Source organism: Stygiolobus sp. CP859M (assembly GCF_037389975.1).
Lineage (GTDB): Archaea > Thermoproteota > Thermoprotei_A > Sulfolobales > Sulfolobaceae > Stygiolobus.
The window spans coordinates 136723-152622 of the sequence record NZ_JBBHKS010000007.1 but is presented as its reverse complement, the minus strand read 5'-3'; the positions used below and the strand labels follow the sequence as shown (position 1 = coordinate 152622).

The 15900-nt window shown below is 38.1% G+C and carries 14 protein-coding genes, 1 tRNA gene and 1 rRNA gene; 11 read left to right on the top strand and 5 right to left on the bottom strand.

The features are described from left to right. Window positions 1-20 precede the first annotated feature (20 nt). The gene (locus tag WIW72_RS02385) at window positions 21-812 is read left to right on the top strand and encodes a nicotinamide mononucleotide deamidase-related protein (RefSeq protein ID WP_337701399.1); all 792 of its coding nucleotides are present in this window, start codon (window positions 21-23) and stop codon (window positions 810-812) included. Here the strand turns inward: WIW72_RS02385 and WIW72_RS02380 are convergent. From WIW72_RS02380 to WIW72_RS02365, 4 genes are read right to left on the bottom strand one after another with little or no spacing between them, the layout of a single operon-like run. After that, the gene (locus WIW72_RS02380; protein ID WP_337701401.1) at window positions 786-1568 is read right to left on the bottom strand and encodes an alpha/beta fold hydrolase; all 783 of its coding nucleotides are present in this window, start codon (window positions 1566-1568) and stop codon (window positions 786-788) included. The two genes, WIW72_RS02385 and WIW72_RS02380, sit on opposite strands and share 27 nt — an antisense overlap. Continuing rightward, a complete protein-coding gene (gene pheT / locus WIW72_RS02375; RefSeq protein ID WP_337701403.1) occupies window positions 1565-3196 on the bottom strand; it encodes a phenylalanine--tRNA ligase subunit beta in 1632 nt (543 codons plus the stop codon). Before pheT ends, WIW72_RS02380 begins: the two co-directional genes overlap by 4 nt. A 5-nt stretch (window positions 3197-3201) precedes the next feature. Continuing rightward, window positions 3202-4596, bottom strand: coding sequence for a phenylalanine--tRNA ligase subunit alpha (pheS, locus tag WIW72_RS02370; RefSeq protein WP_337701404.1), 1395 nt, complete (start codon window positions 4594-4596; stop codon window positions 3202-3204). Further along, window positions 4597-5280 carry a metal-dependent hydrolase gene (locus tag WIW72_RS02365; RefSeq protein ID WP_337701406.1) on the bottom strand — a complete coding sequence of 228 codons (684 nt, stop codon included), beginning with the start codon at window positions 5278-5280 and terminating at the stop codon, window positions 4597-4599. A 52-nt stretch (window positions 5281-5332) separates the two neighbouring features. Between WIW72_RS02365 and map the strand changes: the two genes are divergently transcribed. From map to WIW72_RS02320, 9 genes are all read left to right on the top strand, one after another. Then, entirely contained in the window at window positions 5333-6226 is an 894-nt protein-coding gene (map, locus tag WIW72_RS02360; protein WP_337701408.1) for a type II methionyl aminopeptidase, read from the top strand. A gap of 59 nt (window positions 6227-6285) precedes the next feature. Beyond that, the gene (locus WIW72_RS02355) at window positions 6286-7419 is read left to right on the top strand and encodes a DUF1512 domain-containing protein (protein ID WP_337701703.1); all 1134 of its coding nucleotides are present in this window, start codon (window positions 6286-6288) and stop codon (window positions 7417-7419) included. Continuing rightward, window positions 7416-7610, top strand: coding sequence for a hypothetical protein (locus tag WIW72_RS02350; protein ID WP_156006149.1), 195 nt, complete (start codon window positions 7416-7418; stop codon window positions 7608-7610). The genes WIW72_RS02355 and WIW72_RS02350 overlap by 4 nt, the downstream gene beginning before the upstream one ends. Before the next feature lie 53 nt (window positions 7611-7663). Next, window positions 7664-7782: ribosomal RNA gene (rrf, locus tag WIW72_RS02345) — 5S ribosomal RNA — on the top strand. 38 nt (window positions 7783-7820) lie between these two features. Beyond that, complete coding sequence (locus WIW72_RS02340) at window positions 7821-9008, top strand: HD domain-containing protein (RefSeq protein ID WP_337701410.1); 1188 nt, start codon at window positions 7821-7823, stop codon at window positions 9006-9008. Then, complete coding sequence (locus WIW72_RS02335) at window positions 9005-9709, top strand: phosphoglycolate phosphatase (RefSeq protein ID WP_337701412.1); 705 nt, start codon at window positions 9005-9007, stop codon at window positions 9707-9709. Before WIW72_RS02340 ends, WIW72_RS02335 begins: the two co-directional genes overlap by 4 nt. Continuing rightward, window positions 9675-11390 carry a glutamate--tRNA ligase gene (locus tag WIW72_RS02330; protein WP_337701415.1) on the top strand — a complete coding sequence of 572 codons (1716 nt, stop codon included), beginning with the start codon at window positions 9675-9677 and terminating at the stop codon, window positions 11388-11390. Before WIW72_RS02335 ends, WIW72_RS02330 begins: the two co-directional genes overlap by 35 nt. A 61-nt stretch (window positions 11391-11451) precedes the next feature. Next, window positions 11452-11832: a 50S ribosomal protein L7Ae gene (rpl7ae, locus tag WIW72_RS02325; protein WP_337701417.1), complete on the top strand. Its 381-nt coding sequence runs from the start codon at window positions 11452-11454 to the stop codon at window positions 11830-11832. Window positions 11833-11843: 11 nt separating this feature from the next. After that, a complete protein-coding gene (locus WIW72_RS02320) occupies window positions 11844-13073 on the top strand; it encodes a glycosyltransferase family 4 protein (RefSeq protein ID WP_337701419.1) in 1230 nt (409 codons plus the stop codon). 7 nt (window positions 13074-13080) lie between these two features. Here the strand turns inward: WIW72_RS02320 and WIW72_RS02315 are convergent. Beyond that, window positions 13081-13167, bottom strand: a tRNA-Arg gene (locus WIW72_RS02315). Window positions 13168-13208: 41 nt separating this feature from the next. Here WIW72_RS02315 and WIW72_RS02310 point away from each other — a divergent pair. Beyond that, the gene (locus WIW72_RS02310) at window positions 13209-15869 is read left to right on the top strand and encodes a DNA-directed DNA polymerase I (protein ID WP_337701421.1); all 2661 of its coding nucleotides are present in this window, start codon (window positions 13209-13211) and stop codon (window positions 15867-15869) included. The last annotated feature ends 31 nt before the right edge of the window (window positions 15870-15900 follow it).

Genomic DNA, 15900 nt, shown 5'->3' with positions numbered 1-15900 from the left:
TCGCCCTTTTATCTATTTTTGTGTGTGAGTGTTACGCTGAAATTATAACCGTAGGAAATGAAATACTGAGCGGTAGAACTGTTAACACAAATGCCTCCCATATAGCTAGAAGATTGGTTTCAATAGGTTTTACTATAAGGAGAATAACGGTAGTTATGGACGAACTCGATGAAATAAAACAAGCCTTTATAGAATCGCTAAGTAGAAAACCTAAATTAATAGTTTCTACTGGGGGTCTAGGCCCTACTTATGATGATAAGACAAGTGAAGGCTTATCTCTCGCAATTAATAGACCACTTGAGCTAAACCAAAGAGCTCTTCAAATGTTAATTGAAAAGTACTCTAGATTAGGAATACAACTTACAGAAGAAAGGAGAAAAATGGCTTTGATGCCACAAGGTAGTATACCGGTCGAGAACGAAGCTGGGATAGCTCCGGGAATTTACATAAATTATCAAGGAATAGAAATACTCGCCGCTCCAGGAGTTCCGAGAGAGATGGAAAACGTCTTGGAAAACTTTCTATCCCGTTACTTGAGTAACAGACCTAATAAGAAATATTATGAGGAAAACTTCATCATTAAAGGTGTGATGGAGTCAGCGTTAGCCCCGTACGTGAAACAATTAGTTAAGAAATACAATCTTTATATAAAGACACATCCCAAAGGAAAAGAACTCGATAATCCTCTACTGGAAGTCCAAATTGCCGGTAGTTCTGAGAACGAAGAAGAAATAAAGAAAAAAGTTAAAAATTGTAAGAAGGAGCTTATGGAAATAGGCAAACAATTAGGCGGAAGTATTCAAGAAGGCTAAGATTTCATTAGCAAGTTCTTCTGGGTATTCAAAGTTAAGGAAGTGACCATATCCCTGAAATACCTTACTTTTCAATTTTCGAATTTTTTGTTGGAATACTTGCAAGTTTTGTACTAGCTTATCCTCACTCCCGTACACAACTAAAGTATCTTCATCTATCTTTTCTAGGTCATTTGAGTAATCCTTAGCGTTAAGCAAACCTTCTACAGCGTATTTATAGCCAAGAGGTGTGTTTTCGCGATATACTTCAAGGAGGTCGTTCCATGCTCTAGGGTTCATATATAAAGTAGGTGAGAAGTCATTTGCCTTTCTCCTATATTCTGCTAGAGCTTCCATACCGAGAGAGAGTGCTATAGAAATCATCTTCTCATAAGGTTCTCTGGCGGGGGCTTTATATAATGCCCCTATCAAAACCAGTTTTTTGATGCTGTACTTTAATGCGTAATCTATGGCAATTAGAGTACCCAGTGAATGACCAATAATAATTGGGTCTTTGATATTTTCTACTTCAAGAAGTTCTCTCAAGTCAGATGAATGTTCTTCGATCGAGTAGGGAGAGGAGGGTATTGATGATCTACCATGTCCTCGTAAATCGTAAATTAACACATTGAATTTTGACGCTAGGATAGGATAAACATGTTTCCAACTTTTAACACTTCCTGCCAGATGGTGTATTAGGACTACAGTACTCGTCAAACCAGGTTGGGACTTCATTTCGTAGTATATCCTTACTCCGCTACTTAGTAGTGTTATCATTCGTTATCGCCACTGAGTTTATCTACGTATATTTCACTTATAACTATTGGATATTCGATCCCCAGTTTTTCTAAAACCTCTGGATGGACTTCTCCTATTATTCCTATAACCTCAGAGTTATCTCTGATTATTTCAGCAGTCCTACCCTTAATTAGGAGATGGTGTTCACTTTTTCTGTAGCTGAAGTTTATTTTCAAATTATAAAGGATCTGGTGAATTCTAGCTTGAAGCTCCTCAAAGCTAACCTTACTGTCCATTATTGCGTAAACTGCTCTGGTTGAGTTTTTATAGCCCGTATCTGTATTTCCCCTAATTACGACGTCGCCTATTTCAAACACAAGTATAGGCATTCTTGAGTGCTGGTTTTGTTTCAAGAAGTATAGTGTTGTAGGAATTAAGGAGTTTCTAATAACAGTATAGTCCACAGTTACTGGATTTAGGATTTTCACGTAATCGCTCTGAATTTCTCTATCGTTAGTTAGAACGAAAGTAAATATCTCCGTGAAACCAGCCCCTACGCTTAAGTCCCTCAATTTTCTGCTGATTAAAGTCTTTTCAGACGCATTCCCGATTTTCGAAAGTTTATATGTCGAAGGTTCAAGGTTCTGATATCCTATCATCATAGCTATATCTTCGACCAAGTCAATCTGTGAAATTATATCTACCCTATAAGGGGGGATAATAACTTCTATCTCATTTTTACTCATACTATCAGCGTCAAATCTGGCCATTCTTAAGTACTCTACTATCTGACTGGTTGGCAAGTTTACTCCTAATTTTTTATTTACATAATCCGAGTAGATTCTCATCGTCGTGTGCTTTAGCAGTGGAGACCAGAAGTCTTGTTGTGCACTTAAAACTTTTACTTGCTCTATCTTCCCGCCTATCTCAGCGAGGTTAGTAGTTAATAGGTCTAAGGTAGAGATCACGGCATCTAAAGACGTACCGGTCACATCTATGAAAAGATTTTTGGTAGTTAGCTCCATCCTAGTTTTTTCTGAATTTATAACGGGCGGTATGCTCAGTATGCTTCCGTCATCTTCCATTATCGCTGGAGTTTTCCCGTTCTTCACTGATATATTTCCATATTGTTTTCCTTGGTCTGTAGACTCTAAAACTTCTTTGACGGTTATTTCTTTATTCCCGTTAAGTGGTATAAATTTGTAATTTAGTGGGATCTCTTTATATACAATATTTTTAGACGTAATCTTATCTAAGTCGTGGATGCCTATTGCAACCTTTTTCCTCTTTCTTCCTATAGTTATATGAAGTTTTTCTTGAAATTGTATCAATTCCTTCAGTGTGTCCTCATCAAATCTTACTCCTCTTATTATTCCTGCTATTGCATAGGGTCTTGTATCAACGTTTTCCACGCTTAATGTGTATTCGCTTTTCTTTACCTCATACTTGGCTTCTCCCAGTTCTAACTTCTTTAATCCCTTAATTGCTCTTATTATTCCAGAGGAGGATAGAAGATCTGGCCTATCGTTATTAATCTCTATTTCGACATGATCTTGATCAACTGGTTTAACTTCGGACTTTAAGTTAAAAAGTAGCTCTTCTAGTTCGCTTTCCTTTATCTTCAGTTGATTAATTATATCCCATTTATAGACTACTATAGTTACCATGAGTCTCAACCCGTAAATGTTCTGAGAAACTCTATACTATTAGCATATAATAATCTAATATCTTTCAAGCCGAAAAGAAGCATTGCAAGTCTGTCTATTCCTATTCCCCATGCTCCTGCGTCACTATTTATTCCTACTGCCTGAAGAATCTCGGGTCTTAATAGTCCCGCTCCTGACATTTCTACCCAGCCGAGACCCTCAATCTTTCCGTAGACTTCCACACTTGGTTCGGTGAACGGGAAGTAAGCTGGCTTGAATTTAATTTCCTTTATCCCTATCTGGTAAAATATCTCCTTTAAAACGCCTAGCAGATCTCTAAATGTAAAACCATCCTCTATTACAAGACCGTCTAGCTGATGGAACTCAATTAAATGGGTCGCATCAATTGAGTCTGGTCTAAAGACTTTACCGATAGTGAAAGTCCTTATCGGTGGTTTAGGTTTAGAACTTAAAACTCTTGACGTTACTGCGGTGGTCTGGCTTCTTAGAACCAGTCTCAGGGCAACGTTTTCATCCCATTCGTATTTCCAGCCCTTCTTGTGCATTTCCTTAACTCTTTCAATCAACTCCTCGTCTCTAACTTCTCCCTTACCTTCGATCATAAAGCTATCATGTATTTCTCTTGCGGGGTGATCTTGTGCTTGGAACAGTAAGTCAAAATTATAAAATTCAAGTTCAACGTAATTTCCATTAACTTCAGTAAATCCGAGTTCTATCATTACGTCCCTTAGTCTTTCCAAGAACTCCTTGAAAAAGTGTTTCTTAGCTAACGGATAGAAAGGTGGTTCCACTTCAACGTTGTACTCCTTAATCGGGGATTTTTTCCATTCACCACTCCTCAGGATTTCAGGTGTAATATAAGTTATAGCTTTGGTAGTTTCCACTACGTCTTGTACTAGGGTTAATAGAAGAAACGTCTCTTGTTTAGCAGTTATTAGCTTCCTCGAAATTAACTGTTTTGAATTCTCATTGTCTATCTTAGAAGGGTCTCTCAATAGGTCAAGTTCTGGGGAATGATAGTCGTTAACAAGAGGGGTGATCGTGTCTTTATCTATTTTTATAAGGTTTTTCCTTCTCGCCCAACCTAAAGCGATTTCTAATTCCTCGCCTAAGACCTCTCTGAGCTCGCTTATTTTTTTATTTTGCCCGTTAAGGATCTTGATCAGCCTCTCTTCGGGCATTCCATTCTGAAGCCTTAGTTTACCCTCCTCTGTTAGCTCATATTTAGTTACTTTTTTCTCTTCAGTCCTTACGTATCCCTTTTCCTTTAATAGTTGGGCGAGGCTATAGATAGAGGAAATCGGGATTGATAAAGCTTTGCTAATCTCCTCAGCTGATGCAGTTCTGTCTGGTTTCGTCTTCAAATATTCAACTATTTTAATCTCGTTCTCGCTTAACATTTAGAGTTCCACGCTCTGTCCAGGCTGAAGTAATAATGCCTTGTAACCTCTTTTATTCACTTCTCTTACGAACTCATTAGGATCTACTTTGATTAAATCCCAAGTATTATAATGAATTGGTATTGCATATTTTCTAGGCTTTAACATCTCTACCGCTATAGCCGCTTGTTGAGGATCCATAGTGAACCTTCCGCCAATAGGTAATAGAGTGTAATCAGGCTTAAACAACTCACCTATTAACCTCATGTCTTCAAAGATCCCCGTGTCCCCAGCATGATATATTGTTATTCCGTCTCCGTTAATTGTTACACCAGTGGGATCACTATGCTCACTAGAATGAACAGCTTTTGTCAACGCAAGTTTGATACCGTTGAAATCTACGTATCCTCCTACGTTAGCCGGTATGAATTTGTCCCAATCAATCTTGTACTCATTAGCTAGATAGGCTTCTAAATCGTAAGTAGCGAAGACCTTTGCTTTAGGGTTCATCTTAATCAGTTCAACTGTGTCTCCTAAGTGGTCGTAATGGTCATGAGTTACTACAATTAGGTCTAGGTTATTCTCAAAATAGTTTAACTTTACGGGGGATAAGGGGTTATCTTTTATTAATGGGTCTATAATAATATGTTTACCGTTTATATAAAGTTCGACAGCCGCATGACCTAACCAACGTAGTTGTGGCATAATAGAATATTTCTAAGCTAAAAATTAAAACTTCCTTTCTTTATATACCCTCATGAATGAAGAGGTTATAGAAATACTAAGAAAAGCTGGAAAAATTGCGGCTAAGGCGAGAGAAGAAGGGGCGAAGTTAATTAAGCCTGGGGTAAAGGTTATAGGCATTTGTGAAACCGTTGAGAAAATAATAATCGAGAGTGGAGCCTTTCCTGCGTTTCCATGCAATCTGTCTATAAATAATGAAGCTGCTCATTACAGTCCCGTGATCAACGACACTAAAGTGATCCCTGAAAATGCGGTTGTTAAATTAGATTTAGGTGCTCACATTGATGGTTATATAACGGACACTGCCGTAACAGTAGTCTTAGATCCTAAATATGAAAAATTAGCTGAGGCATCAAAGGAAGCCCTAGATAAGGCTGTAGAGACTATAAGGGCAGGAGTAGATATCGGAGAAATCGGAAAGGCGATTGAGAGGACTATTAAGAGCTACGGATATAAACCCATAGCGAACCTCGGCGGTCACTTGATTAGGCGTTATGAACTTCATGCAGGGATATTTATTCCAAACGTTTACGAGAGAGGAATGGGAAGGATAATCGAGGATAATACTTACGCTATCGAACCCTTCGCTACGGACGGTGGAGGAAAAGTGGTAGAGGGAAAGGAGACTACGATTTTTGCAGTAAGGTCTACTGATGTTAAGGGGTTAACAGATGAGGAAAAAGGCTTTCTCATGAAGATCTATGAAAAAGTAAATAAGAATCCCTTCAGCGAACGTTGGTTTGCTAACCTGGGAGAGGCGGAATACGTAAAACAGATGATACGAACCCTCATGAGGAAAGGTGCCCTTAGAGGTTATCCTATCCTGTTGGAAGTTAAGAAGGGTTTTGTGTCACAGTTCGAACATACGGTCTTAGTTACTAAGGATGAAGTGGAAGTAATAACTTAATAAAAAATTATTATCTCTTGTGTTTATAATATAAATGTGATGGAGGAATGTTAGGCGTAATAGATATAATAGCCTTAGCTCAATCAGGTGCGGCTAATCAATTAAATGGTGCTTACTATTTCCTTGCATATATTGTATTCTTCGCTCTCATTGCTTTGATGTCGCTACCTGGTTTTCAACAGAGGATGTATATTTACTTTGCTTCTAGGGAAATAGAAAATGGTCTGGCTAAGATAGAGAAGTCTTTGAATACTGCTAAAAGTAAAACCAAACAATTATTAGAAAAACAAGGTGCACCGAATCCAGAAGAGCTAACTAAGAGATTTGCAGATATGTTTACTATAGACCCAGTTAGTGTAGAGCCTACGGATATAATTAGTAGGATGAGGCTACTAATTAGGACAAGTGAAGACAGGATTAAAGGTATAATAATGACTACATTACCTAATGTTGACCCAGTAACTAGAAGTAAGATAGAAGTTTCCGCTGAGATTATAAATGCATTAAATACCCTTCACAAGGTCATCAGACATTATCTCTTATTGGGTAAAAAACTGAACAGTTATTTCATTCTGTTGCAATTGCAGAGTGTAGTTCCAATTCTGGTAAAAATGGCTGAAGCCTATGAGAAGGCTCAAGATACATTTATCCAAGGTATTCCAGTAGGTGACTCTCTAGGTCCATTAGTTGCCTCTAGATTTCTAATGTCGATTCCAGAAAAATGGTCTCCAAGTAGAGAAGTGATAGCTGGGGAAACATTATTCGAAGGCAGAAAGCTTATAGTAGTTAAAGCTGAAGGTCCTATGGCTACAGTTGGAACTCCTGGTGAGGCGGTAGAGAAAATTGTAGAGAAAGAAAACGGAAAAGTAGCAAGAATAATAACAGTTGACGCAGCAGCAAAGTTAGAAGGGGAAACTACAGGTGAGATTGCTGAAGGAACTGGAGTTGCTATGGGAGATCCGGGTCCAGAGAAGATTGCGATCGAAAGGGTTGCTGTAAAGTATAACATACCAATAGATGCTGTGATAGTAAAGATGAGTATGGAGGAGGCAATTACATCCATGCCTCAAGAAGTGTATGAAGCTGCCGACAAAGTTGTTGAATTAGTTAAGAAGCTGATACTAGAAAGAACTAAACCTGGCGATACTGTATTAATGATAGGAGTAGGAAATACAGTAGGTGTAGCTCAATGAGCCAAAGTCAACAGCAGCAAAAACCTATTGTAACTGTACTGAAATGTCTTAAATGCGGATATACTACTGAGAGGCCTTTCAGAGAGGGCGACTTTATTCCGAAGATTGAGGGGACTTGTCCCCAAGACGGTGCACCTCTTTTTATATGGGGTATATATGCTAAATCTAATCAACAGCAAAAGAACAAATAACGGCGTATTAAATCAGATACTTTTTTAAGCTTTGAGAGATTACAATAGATTGCCCACCCGGCCATAGTGGGCGGGTAACACCCGGACTCATCTCGAACCCGGAAGTTAAGCCGCCCACGTTAGAAGGGCCGTGGGGTCCGCGAGGACCCGCAGCCCTTCTGAGCTGGGATGGGCATTCATTTTTAATACTTCTAGTTTAGTCATATATCAATGAAGAAAGTATTTGATGAGATTCACGGTTACATAACCTTAAATGATCTTGAAACAAAGATAATAGATTCTCCCATTTTTCAAAGGTTAAGAAGGATAAAACAAACCAGTTTGGCCTATCTTGTTTACCCTGGCGCGATGCATACTAGGTTTAGTCATTCCCTAGGCACTTTTTATCTTTCGCAGAAAGTAGGTGAAAAGCTTCAACAGAGCGGTATTATAACCTCAGAAGAACTTAATCTTATTCGCTTATCCTCCCTCCTTCACGATATAGGTCAGTTTCCTTTTAGTCACGCAATTGAACCACTTTACCTTCAATCAAATCTCAGTAATAAAGTATTGAGGGACGAAATTATACGTAATGACGCTGAACTTAAAGAAATATTTGAGGAGCATTCAGTTGATGTGGGGAAAATTCTCCAGATATATAATGGAGATAACTCTTTCTCGAGTATTATAGATAGTGATGTTGATGTAGACAGAATGGACTACTTAATAAGGGATTCTAGACATACCGGCGTTCAATTAGGAAACTTGGATCTGGAAAGGTTAATAGATACAATTAGTTACGGAGAAGATGGTAACATAATAGTCTTAGAAAAAGGGCTATATAGTCTAGAGAATTTTTATATATCCAGACTGCATATGTATCAGGCGGTGTATTATCATAAAACCATTTTAGGATACGAGATATATTTACGTCACATATTTAAACAAGTGGTAGAATCATGTTGTCCGGAATTGTTTAACACAAACTATATTAAGAAGAGTGTTAATGAAGGTTCCTTGGTATATTGGGACGACGAATGGGTTTTTTCTAAATTATATGAGGCTTTATCAGATTATAATACATCAGATAGTCTTAAGCTACAGATAAAGAATTTCTTAAATAGAAATGGTCCAAAGGTCGTATTTGAAGAGGTTACTTTTGACAAGCTTACTACTTCCTTAGAGGAGCTGGTCAGCAAGTTAGAGAGATATGGAATCCCTAGAGATGCAATCTTCCCGTTTGAAGAAAAGATAAAAATTATCGATAAAAGTAAGATTAAGGTATTATCAAAGGGAAAATATAAATCTCTAAAAGATTTGTCTAGCACTCTGCTGAAATCAATACCAGAATATATAAATATTGGGAGAATTTACGTTGACTATAAATTTGTGAATAGGGCAAGAGATATATTGAGTTGAAGCTAATACTAGTCGATGTTGACGGGACTTTAACTGTCAATAGAGATACTTATATTCTTGAATTAGACGCAATCAGAGCTTTAAGAGAAGTCCAAAAACTTGACTTTAAAGTAGGTATTGTAAGCGGAAATTCATACCCAGTTTTGAGAGCACTATATACGTATTTAGGCCTTAATGGAGGAATAGTAGCGGAGAACGGGTGCGTAGTCTATTACGAAGGGCTCTATGAAGTTTGTGAGAAGATCGATAAAGGTCTAATTACTGAGTTCGAGAAACTGTTCAGCGTAAGGGGTAGTTGGCAAAATCCCTTCAAATGTTGTGACTTAACATTCACCCCACCAAAATTAACAGAGGAAATGGTTAAGTGGGCTAGAGAAAAAGGATTATACATTAAAACTAGTGGTTACGCTATTCACATCTCGAAGTCTAAAAAAGGGAAAGCTGACGGAGTTAGGTTTCTCCTATCGTTATTAGGAGTAAGCAAGAATGACGTGATAGGCATAGGTGATTCAGACACTGACGTAGAGTTTTTAGAGGAAGTGGGATTTAAAGTAGTAGTAGGCAACGGTGAAGAGAAGGTAAAGAAATTGGGAAACTATATAACTAAGGAGAAAAGTGGAAAAGGAGTAGCAGAATTTGTAAACATGCTAATCACAAATAGAGGTGATGTACATGGAAGAAATAGAGGAGCTGATTTATAAATACGCTTTACAAAACGCTGTTAAACATAACGGGAAAGCTAACGTAAATGCGGTTGTGAGCAAAATATTCTCGGATAGACCTGACTTAAGGTCAAAGGCGAAGGAGATCGTAGACCTTGCTAAGAAAGTCGTAGAAAAAGTAAACTCTATGAGCGTTGAAGATCAAATGAAGGAACTTAAGGATAAATATCCAGAAATGTTAGAAGAGAGGAAAAAGGAGGAGAGTGGTAAAAAAACATTACCTGCTATATCCGTTAAGGGATCTCTCATTACACGTTTTGCCCCTAATCCTGACGGTCCGTTGCATTTAGGGAATGCGAGAGCAGCAATTATCTCTTACGAATATGCCTCAATGTATAAAGGAAAATTCATCCTGAGATTTGATGACACAGATCCTAAAGTTAAAAAACCGATTAAGGAAGCTTACGATTGGATAAGAGAAGACTTAAAATGGTTGGGGATAAAGTGGGACTTAGAAGTTAGGGCCTCAGCACGTTTGTGTCTGTACTATAAATACGCAAAGGTGCTCATTGAAAAAGGTTATGCATATGTAGATACTTGCAGCGAAGAGGAATTCAAGGAGAAAAGAGATAAAGGGATGCCTTGCCCTAATAGGAATAAGGAACCCTCTTTTAATCTCGACCTATTCGAAAAAATGTTGAATGGGGGATTTAAAGAAGGAGAGGCTGTACTTAGATTAAAGACTGATCTGAATCTTCCAGATCCATCACAACGGGATTGGGTTTTACTGAGAATTATAGACGTAAAGGCTAATCCGCATCCTTTAGAGGGCGACAAGTACTGGGTATGGCCTACTTACAATTTCGCGAGTGCTATGGATGATCATGACTTAACAGTTACACACATATTCAGGGGGAAAGAACATGCAGTGAATGCGGAGAAACAGAAGTGGATATATAATTACATGGGATGGTCTTATCCAGAAGTCCATGAGTTTGGTAGGCTTAAACTGGAAGGTTTTATGATGAGCAAATCCAAGATCAGAACAGCCCTTGACAGAGGAGCCGGTATTGACGATCCGAGACTTCCTACATTAGCAGGGCTGAGAAGAAGAGGCATTCTTCCCGATACTATCAGAGAGATCATAATTACTGTTGGTCTTAAAGTGTCCGATGCGACAATTAGTTTTGACAATATTGCTTCTGTAAATAGAAAAAAACTTGACCAGATTGCTAAGAGGCTAATGTTCATTCCGAATCCAAGGGAGTACGTAATTGATATACCAGAGGATATAATTGCGAGAATTCCTTATCACCCTTCAAATCCATCAAATTATCGTGAGATTATGGTGAAACCAGGTTCCTCTATATTTATTGACGAAAACGATGCAAAAGAGAAAGTCCTTAGATTAATGGAGTTGTGTAACGTAACGATTGAGGGAGGAAAGTTAATCTACCATAGTAAAGGTGTCGAGGAAGCAAGAAAAATTAACGCTAAAATCGTTCAATGGGTAAAGAAAGACGAAGCCGTACCGGTAATAGTATATGTTGCAGACCCTAACGCAGGAGTTGGTGAAATCCACGGCGTAGGTGAGAAGGAGATTGGTAATTTAAAAGAGGACGATATAGTCCAGTTCGTGAGGTTCGGATTTGTGAGAATTGATAAAAAGGAAGTAAAGAATAACAGTGTGGTTATTCATGCTATATTTTCACATGAGTAAGTTTTTTAATCTCCAAGAAGTGATATGTTATTGCGTGACGAGCTAGGAGGAGGATGAACGCATGTCTAAGCCGTCTTATGTAAAATTTGAAGTTCCACAAGATTTAGCCGATAAGGTATTAGAAGCTGTTAAGAAGGCTAGAGAGACTGGAAAGGTAAAGAAAGGTACTAACGAGACAACTAAAGCTGTCGAAAGAGGTCAGGCAAAACTTGTGGTAATAGCTGAAGACGTACAGCCAGAAGAAATAGTAGCACACTTACCACTTTTGTGCGAGGAAAAGAAGATACCGTATGTCTACGTTCCCTCAAAGAAAGCTCTAGGCGAGGCTTGTAACCTTCAAGTAGCTGCTGCTTCAGCTGCTATAGTAGACCCAGGTGAAGCAAAGGAACTAGTTGATGAGATAATAAAGAGAGTAGAAGGATTAAAAGGACAATCAAGTTAAAATTTTTTACAATGAACATTTTTGTTATAGGGAATATATTTAATACTTCTGGAGTTTATACGCACATTAAGAACGTGACTGAAGAACTTGTTAAATTAGGTCATTCGGTAACTCTCTACACTCCCTCTTTTCTCGTAGATTCTTCAAGAAAGAAGGTCGTAGAAGAGTTAAAAGGAGTTGAGATTCACCCCTTAGTTTACTTCTATTTAGAGAACGGAGTTACCACTCAAATTCGCACTTTTCGGTATTTTATTAATTCTCATATGGTATATTTCAATTGGGGTAATTTAGGCTTTGACAAAAAAATACTAGACGAACTACCTAGTAAAGTAGATATAGTCTATGATATGCATGAAGATGCGATTACGCTAAGACTTTCGTATCATATTGCCAAGAAGTTGGGTAAGCCGTTAGTTAAGTTATTACATGACGAACCTTTTAGGAATTCCTTCGGAAGGGGGTATAGACACTTCCTCGGCCTCAAAGGATGGGTATATGACAGTATGATGTATTTCTTTTATAAGGCTGATAAATGGGCTTTTTTAAGGGCAATGAGAGACGGAGTTTTGAGGGGGATTGCAAGTGTGTCTCCTTCAGCATTTTACTATTCAGGCTTAGATAAGGTCTCTGGAAAATACGGAGTAAAGACAAAAGTATACAAACCTGGGAATGCATTCGATAAAGATACTCTCTTTAAATACAGAAAGACCAGAAACAAAAGCGATTTCGCAGTGTTTTTTGCAAGACTTGTTCCTCAAAAAGGTCTTTATGAATTACCTAAGATAGCTCGTGAACTAAGTACTAAACTCGTTGTGTGTGGAAAGTTATATAACGAAAGTGATAAGAAGTTTCTTGAAGTTAAAGGTATTGAGTATAAGGGCTATTTACCCTACGATGAGCTATATAGGACTGTGGCTAATGCTAAAGTGCTCATCTACCCCTCCCATCAGGACGGTTTTTCACTTGTAGTTCTTGACGCTCTGGCTTTAGGAACTACAGTAGTCGCTTATGATATTCCCGCGATAAGATTTGTTTATGGAGGATTGAAGCCAGTTAAGATTGTAAGGGAGTACGACGTTAAAGGAATGGCTGCAGTTGCTAACAAGGTTAAGGAAATGAACGAACAAGATTACGAGGATGAACACAATGACGAGAAGGTAAGCCAATTTCTCGACCTTCATTCAAAGTGGGAGAATGTTGCTAAGGAGACTGAGATTTTTCTTTCAAGTTTTGTTAAATGAGGTATAGCGGACCCGCCGGGATTTGAACCCGGGACCGCCGGCTTTCCTCGTATCTCCGAAGGCCGGCGCTCTATCCTGGCTGAGCTACGGGTCCTCCAAACTTATAACGTATTCCACACAATAATAAATTTGTATATGGCTAAACAAGTAACGCTTTTTGATTTTACCGTCAACAATAAGAAGGAAGACGAGAAAAATCCTAGAGAGGAACCTAAGAAAGAAGAACAAATATCCTATACACAGCCTAGAAAAGAATCCTTAAAAAAGAGGGGGTCATGGTTATCTGAAGCGGAAGAGGGTAAAACCTATTTCTTACTTCAGGTGGATTATGACGGCAAAAAGGGGAAAGCTGTTTGTAAACTTTACGATAAGATCACGGGTAAGATTTACACTTTATATGATAACACTAATCATAAGCCTTATTTTCTGACCGATATTGAACCAGATAAGGTTAGTAAGATCCCTAAGATAGTCAGGGATCCTTCCTTTGACCACATAGAGTTAGTTCAGAAGATAGATCCTTATACGGGTAAATACATTAAGCTCACTAAGGTTGTAACCAAGGATCCTCTAGCGGTAAGGAGGATGAGGAATTCAGTGCCTAAGGCTTTTGAGGCACATATTAAGTACTTCAATAATTACGTTTATGACTTAGGTCTGATACCAGGTTTGCCTTACTTAGTGAGAAAAGGTAAATTAGAACCGCTTAAGCCCGAGCTGAAAGGAGAAGAGGTTGAGGAGATAAAGAGAGCATTTGCTGACTCAGATGAAATGACAAAGAGGACTGTAGAGGAGTGGATACCAATATTTGAAAGCGAGGTACCAGACGTAAAGCGAGTTGCAATAGATATAGAGGTTTATACACCTTCTAAAGGTAGAATACCTTCTCCAGAAAGAGCCGAGTTTCCGATTATAAGCATCGGGCTTGCTGGGAACGATGGCTTGAAGAAGGTACTCGTCTTAATAAGGCATGATGTAAATACTGAAATTACTGCTAAGGACTTTAGCGTCGAAACTTTCCAGACAGAGAAGGAGTTATTGGCAAGGTTTTTTGAGATAGTCGCTGAGTATCCGTTAATTCTAACTTTTAACGGAGACGAATTCGATATTCCCTACATATATTATAGGGCTTTAAGGCTTAATTTTAAGGAAGATGAGATACCTTTCGATATCGTTAATGACGAAGGAAAATTCCTACCAGGATTGCATATCGATCTCTACAAGTTCTTCTTTAACAAAGCCGTAAGAAATTATGCATTTGAAGGTAAATATAGTGAGTATAACTTAGATGCAGTTGCAAGTGCTTTACTCGGTATGTCTAAGGTTAAACTTGACACATTTATCAGCTTTCTCGACCTGAGCAAGTTGGTTGAGTATAACTTCAGAGACGCGGAAATTACGTTAAAGTTGACTACATATAGCAATAATCTAGTTTGGAAATTAATAATATTACTTGCTAGAATATCTAAACTAGGTTTAGAAGAACTGACGAGAACTGAAGTATCTACGTGGGTAAAGAACTTATACTATTGGGAACATAGGCAATTAAATTGGCTTATACCATTAAAGGAGGATATACTTGCTAGATCTAACGAAATTAAGACCGCAGCTACAATTAAAGGTAAAAGATACAAGGGTGCAGTAGTAATCGATCCACCTGCTGGCGTTTATTTCAATGTTGTAGTTCTTGATTTTGCTTCACTGTATCCTTCAATAATCAGAAACTGGAACATAAGTTATGAAACGGTAGACAACATGGATTGTAAGAAAAAAGAATGGATAGTAGATGAACAAGGACAAAAGCTACACTTTGTTTGCATGGATCGTCCGGGTATAACTGCAGTTATAACTGGATTACTTAGGGACTTCAGAGTTAAAATTTATAAGAAGAAGGCTAAACAGAAGGACGTTTCAGAGGAGCAAAGGTCACTTTATGATGTAGTTCAAAGAGCTATGAAAGTATTCATCAACGCTACTTATGGGGTATTCGGTGCAGAAACGTTCCCTCTATACGCACCTGCAGTAGCAGAAAGCGTCACTGCCATAGGTAGATATGTTATAACTATGACCTCACAGACTACAAGGTCTATGGGTTTACAAGTGTTATATGGTGATACAGACTCTTTATTCATATATAACCCTCCTAAGGATAAGCTAGAGGAGATAATTAAATTCGTAAAAGAAAAGTTCGGTCTAGACTTAGAAGTCGATAAAGTTTATAAGTTTGTAGCGTTTTCGGGACTTAAGAAGAATTATCTTGGCGTATACCCAGATGGTAAGACCGACATTAAGGGAATGTTAGCAAAGAAACGTAACACACCGGAGTTTATTAAGAAAGAGTTCAATGAAGTCAAGACACTAATAGCATCTATGAATTCCCCAGATGATATACCTAAAATTAAGGTAGCACTAGAAAACAAGATAAAAGATATATACAACAAGTTGAAAAATAAAGGTTATAATCTCGACGAGCTAGCATTTAGGATTATGCTTTCAAAACCTTTAGATGCATACAAGAAGAACACCCCACAACACGTAAAAGCAGCATTGCAGTTAGCTGCCTACGGCGTAATGGTGCTTCCTAGAGATGTAATATTGTTTGTGAAGGTAAAGAACAAAGATGGAGTAAAGCCAGTACAGCTAGCGAAGCTAAGTGAAATTGATGCGGATAAATATGTTGATGCGTTAAGAAGCACGTTTGAACAAATACTAAGAGCATTCAACATTAGCTGGGATGAGATTGTATCTACTATAACCATAGATTCGTTCTTCGCCAATAATAAGTATACAAAATAACTTTTTACTCCTAGACAAAAATCACACAAAC